The following is a 14,312-nucleotide window of genomic DNA, read 5'->3' on the forward strand; positions in this document are numbered from 1 at the left end:
TTATACGTCATTGACCATCATGACGGCACTGAGGGAAGCAAATCAGGCAGGAAGCCTACAGCCAACCACTCTTGTCTCCTATGAGGCCGATCTCGAGCCCTTGTTCGATACCCGTGACGCGAACGCGCTGCAGGACCATGGCATTAACCCTCAAGATCTCGGCGCTACAACCTGGCGCGACGACATGAAAGTGCTCGGTGAAGCTCCGACACAGCGGCTGGCACGCGATTTGAAGAGCGCGGGCTTCTGCGGCCTGGTCGTCAGGAGCTTTGCTCCAGGCGCCACCGATGCCGACCTCAATATCGTCCTCTGGACATGGCGTGGATCAGTCCCACCGCGCCTGACCTTGATCGACGACGAACGGCGATTGTCGCAATAGCAGCGTTCCATTTCAACAATCACAGGATCACCCCATCATGTCATCGCAGCTCTGTTGGGAACGATAAACGACATACGATGAGTGTTATCCAAGAGCCAAATGTAACGGCCAAACCAATTGTTAATTCCTAAGCTTTGCCGAAGCTATCAACCTTACCCCAAGGGCGTCAGCCAGAGCCCTTTTGCCGTTGTCGGGCATCAGCATGAGCGCCGTCACGATTGCTTCTTGCCAGGCCTCCCCGCGCGCCCATTCAGTTCTTCGCATGGTCAAAGCGATTTCTGGCATAGACATTGAACACCATATTTCGAAACATCTTGAGGACTTCCGTAGCATCACGAGTCATCATATGGGTCAGCTTGAGAAGTTGCTCATAGTTCACACTCGCCTCACGATGGCTGGCATTCAACAGGCCGCCTGCCGTGTGCATGTGGAGCCTGCCAGCAGGTGTCCTGTCAAAACGCTTTGTCGCGAAAAGCCGCTTTCCTTTCCGGGTCTCCAACAACTGCGTGTCAGCCATCGTCAGTCCTGCAGCTACCGCCATGAGCGCGTGAAGCAAACTCGGCTATATCACTGTCTGCGCATTTCAGGCCCGAGTCATCGCAGTCCTTTTCCACCATGGGCTACAGGCCAAGTCTTTGGTTTCAATGAGACCAGCCGGCACCAACGAAAGAACAGTGCCGAATGGCCGCGTGTTTCCTCCAACGGACCACGGGTCTGATCTGGCTAGAAAAAACTGCTGGAAAACAACGCGATCAAATGGAAGTCTGGTTCGGTGCCGCTGATTGTCTTTTGCCTAATTGATATCGTAATCTGCATCATAACTATCAAATGATGCAGAAATAAATATCAAACTTGAAAATCACTCATTTTTCTGATACATTAAACGATATCAGATCATCAAAATGATATTGAATAAAACATCAATGAAATATGAAACCGAAGAGATCACGGATCGGCTACGCGAGGCCAGAGAAGCCAAACAGCTCAGCCAAAGAGAGTTGAGCCGCTTGGCCGGCGTCCCGCAAGCGCAGATTTCGCGGATCGAATCCAACAGCGTCGATCTACGTCTGTCGAGCCTCGTGGCCATAGCCAGCGCATTGGATTTGGAGATCGCTCTGGTGCCACGAAAGGCGGTGCCTGCGATCAAATCGATCACGCGTCAGACGACTGATCGCATTGTGATCCAACCGCCCGCAATCCGCAAAGAAATGCAGCAACTGCAAAAGGCGATCCGCACCCTTCAGATTGATGCGCCGACTTTGCCGGAACTGGATGACCTACGCAAAGCCATAGCCTCTATCCAGCGCCTGCAAATAGATACGCGGTTCTTGGACAATCTCCGCTCATTGCGGGACCTGATTGAACGCGCCAATATCACGCAGCAGTGGAAAGGCATATTCGAAGCCGCCAACAGCATGAAAGCGCTCCGCAACCAGATCGCCCATTTCGAGCCGACAAGCGGACAACGCAGCGCAAACCGTCCTGCCTACTCATTAGACGATGAGGACGACGATGCCTGATGTCTCAGTGCTCAGCGTGCGCCTCTATGGCGAAGAAGTCGGCACCATCACCTACGTCGGAGCAGAAAAGACGCTTTTCGCCTTCAACGATGCCTATGTCGAAAACCCGGAAAGACCGACCCTCGGCCTCCAGTTCAAGGATGGTTTCGGCGAGCTGATCACGGATTTCCGGCCATATAAAATCAAGCTGATGCCCTACTTCTCCAACCTCCTGCCAGAGGGGCATCTGCGCCGGTACCTGGCTGAGAAGGCAGACATCCATACTGACCGCGAGTTCTTTCTCTTATGGGTGCTCGGGCAGGACTTGCCCGGCGCCATCACCGTCGTCCCAGCGCGCGGCGAAGAGTGGCCAGACGAGGCGCATAACATCCTTGAAGGTGAGGCCGCGAAGGAGGCTGCTGAAGATGCCATGCGGTTTTCATTGGCGGGTGTGCAGCTTAAATTCTCAGCCGTTCAAAGCGCCAGCGGCGGCTTGACCATTCCGACAAGCGGCGTTGGCGGCAATCGGATCGTCAAACTCCCCTCTCGCGAGTTTACACATGTCCCGGAAAACGAATTCTCGATGATGAGCCTTGCGAGGATGGTCGGGATCAACGTGCCTGCGATCGGGCTGATCGACGTGCGATCGATCGGCAATCTGCCGGATGGGATCGACAAGATCGGGCAACAGGCATTCGTCATTGAACGCTTTGATCGCGACGAGGATGGCAGCGTTACCCATATCGAGGATTTTGCCCAGATCTTTAACGTCTACCCAGAAAACAAGTACAAGAAAGCCCGTTACCGCAATCTGATATCGGTAATCGCATCAGAATCCGATCACGATGATGTTGCCGAATTCATTCGCCGCCTGACGTTCAATGTCCTGATCGGCAATGGCGACATGCACCTGAAAAATTGGTCACTGATCTACCCCGATCGCCGCAATGCCCGTCTCGCTCCAGCCTATGACTTCGTGTCCACGATCCCGTATATCTCGAATGAAAAGTCCGCCCTGACCTTCAGCCGGACGAAAGAGTTCACTGGATTTACGCTGGATGAGCTGGCACATCTATCGGCAAAGGCTAACCTGCCGCGCAAGCTCGTGCTCGACACAGCGAAGGAAACCGTCGCGTTATTCATGGAGCGATGGGAGACCGAAAAGGCCAACCTCCCCATGAGCCAGGATGTTGTCGAAACCATCGACAAGCATCTTACGACTTTGCCGATTGTCACCGCCAACGAGTGAAAAGGATGCGGTGAAACCCTCTTTCCTGGCAGACTTCGCAGCTACCCTCAAGTTGCTGGTTAACGACACCCCGGTCTAGCCGCATGAGGCCTCGTGAACAGGAAATCAACCTGCTCATTTCAGCCTCCAACGAACGAGCAGCGGCAGCGGGATGTCAATCGGTGTGTCTGCTAAAATCACCCTGCCAAAGGATCGACAACGATGGCGCCGGTACCGTCGAAGTCCCGCGCGTTGCGCGTAACAACGGTCGGGTTGTGAACAAGTGCGATCGAGGCGATCAAGGCATCGGCCTCGTTGCGACGGTCCAGGATATCCAGATACGCGCTCGCCGACAAAATGGTGAAAGCAGAACTCGAAGGGTTCGCCAAGGCTGTGTCCGAGCGTTTCGGGGAACGGACATTCCTGCCTTTGGCCGCAAAAGACACTGATGGCAAAACGTTCGAGACCGTTACAACAGGCATGACGGTCGGCCAGAAGGCTGAGGTCCTGTCAGCGTGGAACTCCATGCGGACGGTGCAGCAACTTAGCTCTCATGAACGAACGACCGAAGCGCTCAAACAGGCCGAGAGGATGCGGCAGACGAAGAGCCAGGGGCTCTCGTTCAAATGACCGGGCCACCAACCAGCCGGTCGATGACCAAACGCAGCGACCTGACTAACTTTCGTCCATTAATCGCGTCGAAACTCATCTTCGCCGCTGCACGGCCCAGCCTAACAATCGATGACGATGGACAATCAGGCTTGCGCAATATCAGCCACTATACTAGATTATCGAAACTGTTATAGAGGCCTTTCCATGAAGCAAATCGATCTCATGTTTCGCACAATGGTCGCGGAACTCCAGCAGCGAACCTTTGATGCCCAGTGGTCGGCAGACTTTCCGCCGACAGGTCGCTTCGTCAAGGTGACAGTCGATCATCGCGCTTATTGGTATTTCGATCAACCGAATGGTCAGGGTGGTCAGAAGCGGCGATATGTAGGGCCGGTCGATGATCAGAAAATTACGGCGCAGGTCGAAACATTCAAGGGCGAAAAGGATGATTTCCAGAACCGTCGAAAAATGGTCGCGGCTCTCACGCGCGAGGCGGGTATGATAGCACCTGATCGCTTCACTGGCACCGTCATCGAAACACTTGCAGCGGCTGGCCTATTCCGTCTCCGTGGCGTCCTTGTCGGCACGGTAGCATTTCAATGCTACTCCGCCCATCTCGGCGTCCGCCTGCCTATGGCCGCGATCCTCACCGGTGATGCAGACCTGGCGCAAGACTATGCGATCTCAAGCGAAGTGCAAGATTCGATTCCGCCAATTGTTGATCTGCTGCAGAGCGTCGACCCCTCCTTTCGCCCACTGCCCCATGTATCCGGCTCGCCACTATCCAATGCATTCCGCAATTCATCAGGCTACCGCGTTGAATTCCTGACGACAAATCGAGGTGGTGAAGATTACTCGGACCAACCGGCGAAGATGCCCGCTCTTGGTGGTGCGTCGGCCGAACCCCTGCGGTTCTTGGATTTCCTGCTGCGTGATCCGGTCCGAACAGTTCTGCTGCACAGTGCAGGTATCTCAGTTGTTGTGCCTGATCCGTCACGATTTGCAATCCACAAGCTGATTGTCGCCGGTCGCCGCAAAGATGATACCGGCGGACGAGCCAAAAAAACTAAGGATTTGCGCCAAGCAGGGATGCTCTTTGAAGTATTGCAAGAAACAGGCGACGGCGCATACCTCGCTGATACTCTACGTGAAGCATGGGATCGAGGTCCTTCATGGCGTAGCGCGCTCACGGCGGGCGTCGACGGTGTCGACAAGCAATATCAACCGGCCGTCCATAAAATTTTCGCACGTCTTCCAACTGATAATGCCCGTCACCAACGCACTTGATGTTTTCCGCCGGGGCTACGACGTCCAAGCTGCTAATGTCAACACTTCGCGAGACGATATGAACGCGACCGGTAAAGCCCGCACGCAGCAATTTGCAAGGATTGCCGAGTATTTTGCCGGCCCACGGTTGTTTTGCAAGAAGCCACCCCGCTAGTCAGTTACGAACGCCACTACCTTGAGCTTGTCGTGGTGCGGGACCGCTCGAATGCTCGGTCAAGTTCTCATAAGTCCAGATCATTCTCTAGTATTCATGGAAACGATGTTCTACGCCGAAGAGACCAATAATTGTGACATGGCCCGTTTATGGCAATTTTGTTTAAAACGACAATTTCTGAAGACACAGCATTTGCCAGGATCGAGGAAGCGCTGCATTCCGGGCTTGGATATGACGGTTATTTCATCGTCGCGGACGAGAACAGCGAAACCCCACTGCCGTGGGGACCATCGATGAGCGCCGAAGAATTTCTCGCGAATATTAAAGAAATGCTCGAATTGACATGGAAGGCAGCTCGGTTCTGGGTAATCTATGAACGTCGCGAAGATCGTGGAGATGCCGGTGCCATTGTGATGCGCAATGCAGCCTTTCGCATCACGCGTGGATATAACGGTGTCACCGTGGCGTCGTTTAGTCTTCTTGGTCGGCGAGACACTTCACAAGATCTCGAGCTTGTTTTCGTCTGCTTTAAAGAAGACTTTCAACGCCGTAATTTCAGGATACGTTTTGAGAACAAGCCCATCGTGCCTCAGTAAGGTCAAAAGCCTAGCACCACTTACAAGACATCAAACCCGGCTATCGCTCAAGATAGCGCACAACTGATGGCAAGAGTACGCTCCTCATCAGTTGCTCTTTTGCGCCCACAACTCAGGAATTTTCAGTCGGGAATTTCGATTACCTCTGCTTCCTCGTCCCACACGTCAGCCTGCGGCCAGAGCCCGATGAGATAATTGACGTCCCCTGCGCATGGCGTGCCCTAAGGATCGCTCGGTTGGCTGATCGCGCGCACCCCAGCCCTCGTTACAACGGTCCATCCCGCACCATTTCTGCAGTTGCGGCAGTCAAGTCCCAGCAAACGGACTGAACAAACGGATCAACCGATCCGCTCCTTCGCAAACCTCACATTCCGCCGCTCCCACCCGACAAGCACAAGGCTTGCCGCCACGATAAGCATTGCGCCGATGAAGACGTTGATTGCCGGTATTTCCCTCCAGATGGCGTAGCCATAAATGAACGCCCAGATCAGGCCGGTATATTCCACTGGCGCCAGGGACGATGCGGGCGCGTGTCTGAACCCTTCGTAGAGAAGGTATTGCCCTAAAGTCGAGACAAGCCCGACCCCGATCATGAGAAGCCAGCCTAGCGCATCCGGGTTTTTCCAGAGCCAGGGCAGGGACATTGCGCAGGCAATGCCGAACAATGCGCTCGTGGCATACATCTGCGTCAATGTCGTTTCGCTTTTGCTAACAAGGCGAATGAGGATGGTGCTCCACGCCCAGCAGAAGCCTGCGATGATACAAAGTGCCGCCGGAAGCCAGTTAGGGCCATTGCCCGGATTGGCAGCCACGACAACGCCAACGAAACCGACCGCGCAGGCTATCCACCGGCCTGCTCCGACCTTCTCCTTCAGCACGAAGATGGACAGCACCATGACCATGATGGGTGCGGAGAAATAGAGCGTGGTGAGTTCTGCCAGCCCCAGATATCGCGCTGAACTGTAGAACAGCATCCATGCGGCGAGCATGAGTGCTGCGCGAAGAACGACTGTGCCGCGATATTTGCTATTGAGGATGGACGGGTGGCGGTAGCGATGTGCCAGCATGCCGGTAATCAGGACGATGACTACGCTTCGCACAAAGAGGATTTGCGGGACCTCATAGCTTTCGACGAGCCATTTCACGAGCGCATCCTGAAGAGCAAAACAGGAGTAGCCCATGGCCGCCAGCCCGATGCCGAAAAGCGGCCTTGCTTCCAATGATCCTGTCATGCACTTCACCACGATACTGCTGATGATCCGTCCTAGCCTAACCCGGCGTGGCGATCCATCAAATTGCGGCAACCTCCTTCGAGGCCCCCCCTCGATGATCTGGTAAAGGCGCTCTTTGAGTGTGGTCATTGAGGGCGACTGGCCTCACTTACCGACCAATCGAAATCGGGCCTGATACACCTTACACTGGATGCCGGGCATTTCAGTCCTTGCAACTGTTCATCTGAACGGTCACTCATTTGTCCATGGCACTCGCTTGCGTACACTGGCCATGAGAATGCACATCATGGCCCAAAAGCCCCGCAGACCGCTCGATCCAAGAGATGCCGTCGAAGCTTTGTTTGCCGCTCCCAGAAAGGCTGCGGCACCCGCCGTGGAGAAACGCACCATCCCAACGACCAAGGAGCTTGTTTCCTTAAAGATCGACAGTGACGTCCTGGGTTCCAAGCTGGTTAAAGAGTTTCTCGCACGCTCATAGTCCCCTTCCCTGATGGTTTAGACGTTCTGTAGTCCGTTCACTTTTCGCAGGTCACTGTTTAGCCGTGACTGCCAACCCTTGCCCATAGCTTTGTAAAGATCGACAACATCCGGATCGAGACGAATAGTGACGGGCGTTTTGTGAACGTCTGCCTTTGGCCTCCCCCTGCGCGCTATTTCAAGGTCTATGTTCTTCGCCAGATCGGGGAACGCCTCACGGAACGGCTTTGCTTTTGTGCTGTCTCGCAGCTCTAACGGCTTTTCGATCTCTGGATCGGGGCCGATCATGTCGCCGGTCGCTGTTTCTACCCACCAACCATCCGCATCCATGTGGATACCACCCTTTGCGACAAGTTCCTTCATGGCGTGATCGTACGCGTGCCAGCGGCGTAACAGCTCGGCGTTGTCGGCTTCGCTATCGCTCAAATCCGCTGTAATAAATTCAGGCCATTTGCTGGTCATAGTGCTGTCCTTTCTGCCTTACTCGCCTGCCGCATCGAGATGACGGACAGGGCTTCAGAACCGAGGGGGCGAAATACGACCGCAATAATGGTGCGGCCCTGAAAATCACCAACTGCCTTGAAGCGCCCTACCCTCGTTTCTTCGACCTTACAGGCGATAAAGAAATCAATCGTCAGCTCCGCGAAGTCGAGGCCATGCCTCTCGATATTGGATAGGCGCTTCGGTTCGTCGTAAGTGATTTCATATTTTGTACTTACAATAATTTAAGACACGGCGCAAGATTTTGTGCGTACAATAATGAGTATTGAGCAAGCCTGCTTTCATGTATTCAACATCTCATGTTGCCATAATTGCACGCATCACGCGCCAAACCTTTTTTTGAAAAAATGCAAAAAAAGTGCCCCAGACCGGTACCACCAAGCCGTGTCGCTCAGCGACTTAATCTAGCTTATTCTCCGAAACTTCCTGTTCAGGTTCGTCATCCGGCTTGATGTTCGCAAGAGGGCTTCCAAATCCCAAGTCTTTCATGATGCTTCATGCTTCTGCCCGACCATATCCGCAAGAGCACGCCAGACCACCTCGCCCGTCTAACGACTTTATCGGAAGCGTAAACGAGCGCCCGACAAATGCCGGACGCTCTTTTTCATCTGCTTGACGCACATTCACGGCAAAAGGTGGTGGAGCGGGCCGTGCCCAGGGCCGCGCGCAGGTTTACCCGCAGGCCCGAGCTCGTCTGTTTTCCCATCCTCGTGAACAATGTAACTACCATGCAGAAAACCGTTATCGAAGCGGCCCTGGACGGTAACGACCTCATCCGGCTTGACGATCTTTCCGCCCTCACCTTCAGGTCCGGTTTCAACCAGAGCCCGCCCGCTATCGTCCTGGACGATGAACTTGTTACCAAATATCTCCGCAACCTTGCCTTTGATACTGATCAAGCTGTCGTCCGACATGGCAGAAATTGCGGTCGGAGCAAGCGGTGCAAGTTCAGCGGACGGGCGTGTGAGCTTCATGGCGCCAGCGCCGCCTGCAACGCCAACGGCGAGGATGGCAAAAGCACCGAGCGCCACGGCCGCTGCGTGTCTCTTTCTCGGCTGAGGATGTGGCTTATGGGCTTCGCCCTGGCTCTGCGTGGTTTCCGAGTGAGATGTGATAGACATTTCAGGTCTCCTTTGTTTGTGAATGACCTTTTTTAGCAAGACAGTACCGCCAGCAGCCTGAACCATCTGGTTCAGCTTGAGTTAAGCGTGAGCATCTAAAAAAGCCTCGTCATTTGGAGTAAAATTTTCCCATGCGTGTACTCCTTGTCGAAGACGACGGCGACCTGTCCAGCCGCATTGCCAGCAGCCTGCGAAACGAAAACTTCGTGGTTGATATCGCGCGCAATGGTGAAGATGGGCAGCATGCAGGACTGACCGAAGCCTTCGATGTCGCTGTCCTTGATCTGGGGCTGCCGAAGATCGATGGTGTTTCGGTTCTATCCGCGTGGCGCGAAGCGGGCCGCACCTTTCCGGTGCTCGTTTTGACCGCGCGCGATGGTTGGCCTGACAAGGTTGCAAGCTTCAAGGCCGGAGCTGACGACTTCCTGGCCAAACCCTTCAGGGTCGAGGAGCTCGTGTTGCGGCTTCGGGCTCTCGTTCGGCGCGCCAACAATCATGCAAGCGCGATCGTTACCTGCGGTTCGATTGTGTTCAATGCACAGCTGGGCACCTTTGAAAAAGACGGTGTGCCGTTAAAACTGACGGCCCTTGAATGGCGTGTCCTGTCATGCCTCATCCTGCGCAAAGAAGTGATCGTGGATCGGAGCGAACTGATGGAACGGGTCTATGATGGCGACGCCGACGTGGAATCAAACTCTATCGAAGTCATCGTTGCGCGACTGCGCCGAAAGATTGGCGCTGAGTTCATAGAGACGGTTCGTGGCAGAGGCTACATGTTGACGGCAGCGTCATCATGAGGTTTTGGCGTCGCCAACAACCACGCTCGATAGCCGCGCGCCTGATTGCGTTCTCAATCGCATTTGTGGCAGGCGCTGTCCTTATTGCATCCGTGATCCTCTGGTTTATCGTTGCAAACGTAGTTCGCGAACAAATTGATCAACGGCTCGACACCCAGATCGAAGGTTTGCGAAGCGCGCTCGGCCTCAGTGAAGACGGCTCAGTGAGACTTGATGCCCAGTTGAACGGGCCACCTTTTGACCGACCGGGATCCGGATGGTACTGGCAGGTGACATCCCAAAATCTCAGCTTGTCCTCCCGCTCTTTGGAGACAGATCGGCTTGAGCCGCGCCGCCGCCAAGACTGGCGTGACCTAGCAACGAGCAGGCCTCGACCGAACGAGGCCGAAGATGCGCACGGCAACGCGCTTTATGTCAGAACGCTGCAGGCGCAAGTCGGCGATCAATCGGTACAGATCACGGTCTCTTCACCGCAATCGGCGTTGACCGATCCGGCCTTGCGCTCACTGATGTGGCTGGTACCTGCCATGTTGCTCTTAGGCGTTAGTCTTCTTATCGGGACGTATTTCCAGGTGGGGTTCGGCCTAAAGCCGCTCATTCGCCTTGCAGCCGATATCGGCGCAGTCTCGAGTGGAAACAAAGCAAGCCTGCCGGATGCCGGTGTCGACGAATTGAAGCCGGTGTCTATCGAGATCAATCGCCTGATTGCATTGAACACACGGCGTCTGGAGGACACTCGGATCCATTTCGCCAACATGGCTCACGGCCTGAAAACACCCGTTGCCAGCCTGACGATTGGTCTGAATGAAAAAAACGACCCGGACGGCGGCTTAAGAGACCTTGTTCATCGCATTGACCGACGAATTCGCCACCACCTGGCGGACGCACGCAAGGCCGCGGTTGCCGAGCTGGCCGATCAGCACACCATCGTCCGTCCGCATCTCAACGATCTCCTTCTCGTCCTGGCAAATGTCTATCGAGCCAAAGACCTTTCCATTCGCTGCGAAGTCGACGGTGACCTCGGTGTCCGCTGCGACCCGGAAGACCTAGATGAGGTTCTCGGCAACCTTCTCGATAACGCATTCAAATGGACTGCAACAACAATCGCTGTTTTTGCAGAGCAAAAAGGACAATTCATCGAAATCAAAATCAGAGACGATGGCCCCGGCATATCCGAAGACAGAATAGAATCGGCCTTCCGTCCCGGATTGAGACTGGATGAACGTGTGAGCGGAAGCGGATTTGGTCTTGGAATTGCAAAGGAGATCACCGAGCTCTATGGCGGAACGGTTTTGCTCGAAAATTCCGAGAACGGATTTGAGGCGGTGGTGACACTCCCGGAATCATGGGAAGACGGGCAAACGCTCGGTTCGTCCCATAATGCCGATCGAACCGTCACCACAAGCCAATGTTTCGGCTCTGCAAAACAGGGCTGAATTCGACATATGGGGTTGTCATCGATACTGCTTTTGAGCATCCGCCCAATCTGCACGTCCAAAGAGGCCATCTCGAAACTCGGACCGACGATGGTGTGACGACACACCTTGCAGTCGGCTCCGACGGTCCAGCTCCCAAACGTTACGCCTTGCGACGACGAACAGCGACTGTCGCAATAGCGACATTCCATTCAACAATCGCAGGATCACCCCATCATGTCATCGCATCTCTGTTAGGAATGATGAACGACATACGATGAGTGTTATCCAAGAGCCAAATGTAACGGCCAGGCCAATGGTTAATTTCTAAGCTTTGCCGAGGCTATCAACCTTAACCCCAAGGGCGTCAGCCAGAGCCTTTTTGCCGTTGTCAGGCATCAGCATGAGTCCCGTCACAATTGCTTCTTGCCAGGCCTCCCCGCGCGCCCATGCCTCTTGGTATGCATCGGCCAAAAGGTCGCTTTGACGCGTCTCAGTGAGTGCCTGCGCCAACAAGGCGGCTTGCAAGAGCGTTAAGCAACGGGGACGGTCGAGAAAGATAGCAGCGGGACAAGCGTGTATCCCCCGACCCTCACCACTGAGGACGCGACATCCGTCGTCGTGTCTTCTGGAGGGGCGTCTCGGGCCGCAGCAGCCTCGTTATCGGTTGCGACAAGGGAGATAGGTGACAAGAAAAAGGGCATCGCTCCCAGAACGATTTAAACCAAACCATCATCGACCAAAAAGTTGATCTTTCCGCAACAGCATTCCTGTGCAGGCCACGATTATTCCTGACCGGGTCGGGCGAGCGGTTCAGCATCCGACAGCACCCTAACCTCCTTTTTACCATCAAGAGACTGGATAAGATCCAGAACCCGCTGGCGAACGCTGGCATCATCAATCTCCAGGAACGCGTTGACCAGCGCCACGCACTCTTTCGGATCGAACTCCAATGGACGAATAGTTGATGCCCGTGCATCCTGCTCCACCGATGATCCCGGATCACCCTCGAAGAAGAAGGAAATGGGAACACACAAAAGTTCAGATATGCGCTGCAATCGCCCGGCACCCACGCGGTTTATGCCCTTTTCGTATTTCTGGACCTGCTGCAACGTGATACCGAGACCGTCTCCAAGCGTCCTTTGGTTCAGCCCAAGCATTGCTCGGCCCATCCGAATGCGCGAGCCAACATGAACGTCGATGGCGGTTGGTGACTTTGTCATGAGGGGCGAAACTCCAAAATATTCGGCCGAATACGTGCACCAGATCTTTTAAAGCTGCAACTGCGCAACTACCGGATCCTCGACCGTTCTCTCAATTGCAATGTACCAGGAACGACGCAAGCGCTGGACAGATCAGTCCTCGTGTCACCCATCAATAAGATAACGGGCACCGATGATTACAGGGGACAACATGTGAACCGTTGACGATCATCGACCAACATACCTTGCTGTTATCACCTACCCGGTAGCACGTCCCGCTCCAGCATTGCGATATGTTCGTCACAGACGATCTTGACCAGCTCAAGCAGATGCGCGGTCCGCTCTCCAAGCCAGACAAGCGCCTCTTCGCTGATCTCGAAATACTTGGAATACCTTGCCTTCACATAGGCCTCATTGATCGTGTTGAACCAGGCCCGCTCGCGGTGTTGGTCGCGCGGAAAGGCTTCGACCAAACGCAGGTCCTGCTCTTCAGACAGCGAGCGCAGAAACTTGATGTTGTGCGATGCGGGACCATAGTTCGTCAGCGTCAAAAGAATACATGAATAGGCCTGCTCTATGCACTGATGTAATTCGAACGCCGCCAGACGAAAGTCATGTTCACTGATACAGAATTTAGCGACTTTCATGAATGAATGAGCCAGCGTTATGCGATCTTCAAAATGCTCCCGAGCAACCCTTATCCGCTCTTCCGCCGTGAGCGGTTTTGGCTCAGCCAATGGCTCGTCATCCAACTCGTAGAGAACAATGCCTTCCTTGCGGATATCCGAGAAGAAGTAATGGCCTTCTTTCAGCTGCGTGTTTACCTCGCGACGTGAGTGCACGATGAACTGCGTCGGCGTTTCGATAAAGCTGTCACGGATCAGACGGTCGGCTGCCTTGTACCAGTATTGCGCAAAGTCGGTCAGCTTGCGATTGTTGACGATCACCAGAAGATCAAAGTCAGAGCGATAGCCCTTCATCGTATGCGGTTCGTCAACGAAGGTGCCGCGGGCGTAAGAGCCGAACAGGATAATTTTGAGAATGCGCCCGCGCTTCTTGAAGTCGGCTGTTCCTTCGCCCAGCGCATCCTCGAATTCCTCGTGCAGGATTTCCAGAGCACGGGCGAGTTCACGTTGCTTGCGCGGCGGGATATGATTGAGGGAGGACTTCATCATGGTAGCGGCTTCTTGTCGTTGGCGGTATCGACGTCGACTCTCTGAATGGTGGCTCTAAAAATCTGACACAGTTAAACCGAAACAACAACTGCAGGAAATCCCACCAGGCCTTTGACACACATTGCACAAAGGCTTTCAGAGGCATTGACCAATCTGCGTCTTCGACCCTGTTTTCAGATCTGGTCTAGTGGTCATCAACGTGATTGGTTACTTATCAGTCTTGGCCCTGGCCAACCTTCCCACCATCCGTCCAAGCGTTTGGTCCTTCAACGCGAACCGGTGAATGAGCGCCATGGTGACATGGCCTGCGATCAGAACCGACAAAACCCATGCCAGCAAACTATGAAGAAGATCAGCCGGCTTTATCATCCACATCACCTCTATCCCGCTTGGAGGAACCCACGGTGCCCACCCCTTGCCGCTGCCATAGGCCCGCAACAGCGCCAGTGCCGGAATGCTGAACATCAGAAGATAAAAGCTGGCGTGAACAACAGCGGCTGCACGACCGGTAACGGTTGTCGATTGAACCGGGCGGCGGTTGCGATTGACGGTCCACCAGATAGCGCGAATGACAACAAGCACGATCACCAAAAGGCCAACGGTGCCATGGCCAGGTCCAAGCGAGGTGACCGTCCTG

Annotated in this window: 16 protein-coding genes and 3 pseudogenes; 9 read left to right on the forward strand and 10 right to left on the reverse strand. The window is 54.4% G+C overall.

Going from position 1 to position 14,312, the window contains the following annotated elements; translation table 11 throughout:
- Positions 1–379: RES family NAD+ phosphorylase (locus ACQZ51_RS23290; protein ID WP_448780911.1), on the forward strand; the 379-nt coding region annotated here is incomplete at its 5' end.
- Between the two features lie 250 nt (positions 380–629).
- Here ACQZ51_RS23290 and ACQZ51_RS23295 read toward each other — a convergent pair.
- The gene (locus ACQZ51_RS23295) at positions 630–896 is read right to left on the reverse strand and encodes a HipA domain-containing protein (protein WP_448780913.1); all 267 of its coding nucleotides are present in this window, start codon (positions 894–896) and stop codon (positions 630–632) included.
- Positions 897–1,302: 406 nt separating this feature from the next.
- Here ACQZ51_RS23295 and ACQZ51_RS23300 point away from each other — a divergent pair, with 406 nt between their 5' ends.
- Together ACQZ51_RS23300 and ACQZ51_RS23305 are read left to right on the forward strand one after the other, a co-directional pair.
- Entirely contained in the window at positions 1,303–1,899 is a 597-nt protein-coding gene (locus ACQZ51_RS23300) for a helix-turn-helix domain-containing protein (RefSeq protein ID WP_448780915.1), read from the forward strand.
- Positions 1,892–3,127: a type II toxin-antitoxin system HipA family toxin gene (locus ACQZ51_RS23305; RefSeq protein WP_448780917.1), complete on the forward strand. Its 1,236-nt coding sequence runs from the start codon at positions 1,892–1,894 to the stop codon at positions 3,125–3,127. The genes ACQZ51_RS23300 and ACQZ51_RS23305 overlap by 8 nt, the downstream gene beginning before the upstream one ends.
- Positions 3,128–3,303: 176 nt before the next feature.
- Here the strand turns inward: ACQZ51_RS23305 and ACQZ51_RS23310 are convergent.
- Positions 3,304–3,450, reverse strand: a pseudogene (locus tag ACQZ51_RS23310) (VapC toxin family PIN domain ribonuclease); the annotation flags it as partial.
- Here ACQZ51_RS23310 and ACQZ51_RS23315 point away from each other — a divergent pair.
- The 3 genes and pseudogenes from ACQZ51_RS23315 to ACQZ51_RS23325 all read left to right on the forward strand — a co-directional run.
- Positions 3,446–3,736: pseudogene (locus ACQZ51_RS23315) on the forward strand (BID domain-containing protein); the annotation flags it as partial. The pseudogenes ACQZ51_RS23310 and ACQZ51_RS23315 overlap by 5 nt on opposite strands.
- 186 nt (positions 3,737–3,922) lie before the next feature.
- Positions 3,923–5,005 carry a nucleotidyltransferase family protein gene (locus ACQZ51_RS23320; protein WP_448780918.1) on the forward strand — a complete coding sequence of 361 codons (1,083 nt, stop codon included), beginning with the start codon at positions 3,923–3,925 and terminating at the stop codon, positions 5,003–5,005.
- Between the two features lie 303 nt (positions 5,006–5,308).
- A complete protein-coding gene (locus tag ACQZ51_RS23325; RefSeq protein ID WP_448780919.1) occupies positions 5,309–5,755 on the forward strand; it encodes a hypothetical protein in 447 nt (148 codons plus the stop codon).
- Positions 5,756–6,093: 338 nt separating this feature from the next.
- On the opposite strand, the gene ACQZ51_RS23330 is transcribed toward ACQZ51_RS23325, so the two are convergent.
- A complete protein-coding gene (locus ACQZ51_RS23330; RefSeq protein ID WP_448780921.1) occupies positions 6,094–6,987 on the reverse strand; it encodes a DMT family transporter in 894 nt (297 codons plus the stop codon).
- A 286-nt stretch (positions 6,988–7,273) separates the two neighbouring features.
- Between ACQZ51_RS23330 and ACQZ51_RS23335 the strand changes: the two genes are divergently transcribed.
- Positions 7,274–7,465, forward strand: a complete 192-nt coding sequence (locus tag ACQZ51_RS23335) for a hypothetical protein (RefSeq protein ID WP_448780922.1) — start codon at positions 7,274–7,276, stop codon at positions 7,463–7,465.
- 17 nt (positions 7,466–7,482) lie between these two features.
- Here the strand turns inward: ACQZ51_RS23335 and ACQZ51_RS23340 are convergent, their stop codons facing one another.
- The 3 genes from ACQZ51_RS23340 to ACQZ51_RS23350 all read right to left on the reverse strand — a co-directional run bounded on the left by ACQZ51_RS23340 (position 7,483) and on the right by ACQZ51_RS23350 (position 9,086).
- The gene (locus ACQZ51_RS23340) at positions 7,483–7,926 is read right to left on the reverse strand and encodes a BrnA antitoxin family protein (RefSeq protein ID WP_448780923.1); all 444 of its coding nucleotides are present in this window, start codon (positions 7,924–7,926) and stop codon (positions 7,483–7,485) included.
- Positions 7,923–8,186: a BrnT family toxin gene (locus ACQZ51_RS23345; protein ID WP_448780932.1), complete on the reverse strand. Its 264-nt coding sequence runs from the start codon at positions 8,184–8,186 to the stop codon at positions 7,923–7,925. The genes ACQZ51_RS23340 and ACQZ51_RS23345 overlap by 4 nt, the downstream gene beginning before the upstream one ends.
- A gap of 402 nt (positions 8,187–8,588) precedes the next feature.
- Positions 8,589–9,086 (reverse strand): hypothetical protein, encoded by a 498-nt coding sequence (locus ACQZ51_RS23350; protein ID WP_448780924.1) that lies wholly within the window; start codon positions 9,084–9,086, stop codon positions 8,589–8,591.
- A gap of 131 nt (positions 9,087–9,217) precedes the next feature.
- On the opposite strand from ACQZ51_RS23350, the gene ACQZ51_RS23355 reads away from it, so the two are divergent.
- Both ACQZ51_RS23355 and ACQZ51_RS23360 read left to right on the forward strand, forming a co-directional pair.
- Positions 9,218–9,883: a response regulator transcription factor gene (locus ACQZ51_RS23355; protein WP_448780925.1), complete on the forward strand. Its 666-nt coding sequence runs from the start codon at positions 9,218–9,220 to the stop codon at positions 9,881–9,883.
- On the forward strand, positions 9,880–11,319 hold the full coding sequence (locus tag ACQZ51_RS23360) for a sensor histidine kinase (RefSeq protein WP_448780926.1): 1,440 nt from the start codon (positions 9,880–9,882) through the stop codon (positions 11,317–11,319). The genes ACQZ51_RS23355 and ACQZ51_RS23360 overlap by 4 nt, the downstream gene beginning before the upstream one ends.
- A 306-nt stretch (positions 11,320–11,625) precedes the next feature.
- Here ACQZ51_RS23360 and ACQZ51_RS23365 read toward each other — a convergent pair.
- The 4 genes and pseudogenes from ACQZ51_RS23365 to ACQZ51_RS23380 all read right to left on the reverse strand — a co-directional run.
- A pseudogene (locus ACQZ51_RS23365) lies at positions 11,626–11,829 on the reverse strand (nucleotidyltransferase family protein); the annotation flags it as partial.
- A gap of 254 nt (positions 11,830–12,083) precedes the next feature.
- Complete coding sequence (locus ACQZ51_RS23370; RefSeq protein WP_448780927.1) at positions 12,084–12,521, reverse strand: helix-turn-helix domain-containing protein; 438 nt, start codon at positions 12,519–12,521, stop codon at positions 12,084–12,086.
- 233 nt (positions 12,522–12,754) lie between these two features.
- Complete coding sequence (locus ACQZ51_RS23375) at positions 12,755–13,675, reverse strand: nucleotidyltransferase and HEPN domain-containing protein (protein ID WP_448780928.1); 921 nt, start codon at positions 13,673–13,675, stop codon at positions 12,755–12,757.
- A gap of 207 nt (positions 13,676–13,882) precedes the next feature.
- Positions 13,883–14,312: cytochrome b (locus tag ACQZ51_RS23380; RefSeq protein ID WP_448780930.1), on the reverse strand; the 430-nt coding region annotated here is incomplete at its 5' end.

It is taken from the genome of Agrobacterium sp. CG674 (assembly GCF_053521645.1).

Bases quoted from the DNA above. Each gene is read 5' to 3' on its own strand.
- ACQZ51_RS23305 (WP_448780917.1), top strand. From the start codon at position 1,892: ATGCCTGATGTCTCAGTGCTCAGCGTGCGCCTCTATGGCGAAGAAGTC.
- ACQZ51_RS23295 (WP_448780913.1), bottom strand. From the start codon at position 896: ATGGCTGACACGCAGTTGTTGGAGACCCGGAAAGGAAAGCGGCTTTTC.
- ACQZ51_RS23300 (WP_448780915.1), top strand. From the start codon at position 1,303: ATGAAATATGAAACCGAAGAGATCACGGATCGGCTACGCGAGGCCAGA.
- ACQZ51_RS23325 (WP_448780919.1), top strand. From the start codon at position 5,309: ATGGCAATTTTGTTTAAAACGACAATTTCTGAAGACACAGCATTTGCC.
- ACQZ51_RS23335 (WP_448780922.1), top strand. From the start codon at position 7,274: ATGGCCCAAAAGCCCCGCAGACCGCTCGATCCAAGAGATGCCGTCGAA.
- ACQZ51_RS23320 (WP_448780918.1), top strand. From the start codon at position 3,923: ATGAAGCAAATCGATCTCATGTTTCGCACAATGGTCGCGGAACTCCAG.
- ACQZ51_RS23355 (WP_448780925.1), top strand. From the start codon at position 9,218: ATGCGTGTACTCCTTGTCGAAGACGACGGCGACCTGTCCAGCCGCATT.
- ACQZ51_RS23340 (WP_448780923.1), bottom strand. From the start codon at position 7,926: ATGACCAGCAAATGGCCTGAATTTATTACAGCGGATTTGAGCGATAGC.
- ACQZ51_RS23350 (WP_448780924.1), bottom strand. From the start codon at position 9,086: ATGTCTATCACATCTCACTCGGAAACCACGCAGAGCCAGGGCGAAGCC.
- ACQZ51_RS23370 (WP_448780927.1), bottom strand. From the start codon at position 12,521: ATGACAAAGTCACCAACCGCCATCGACGTTCATGTTGGCTCGCGCATT.
- ACQZ51_RS23330 (WP_448780921.1), bottom strand. From the start codon at position 6,987: ATGACAGGATCATTGGAAGCAAGGCCGCTTTTCGGCATCGGGCTGGCG.
- ACQZ51_RS23375 (WP_448780928.1), bottom strand. From the start codon at position 13,675: ATGATGAAGTCCTCCCTCAATCATATCCCGCCGCGCAAGCAACGTGAA.
- ACQZ51_RS23360 (WP_448780926.1), top strand. From the start codon at position 9,880: ATGAGGTTTTGGCGTCGCCAACAACCACGCTCGATAGCCGCGCGCCTG.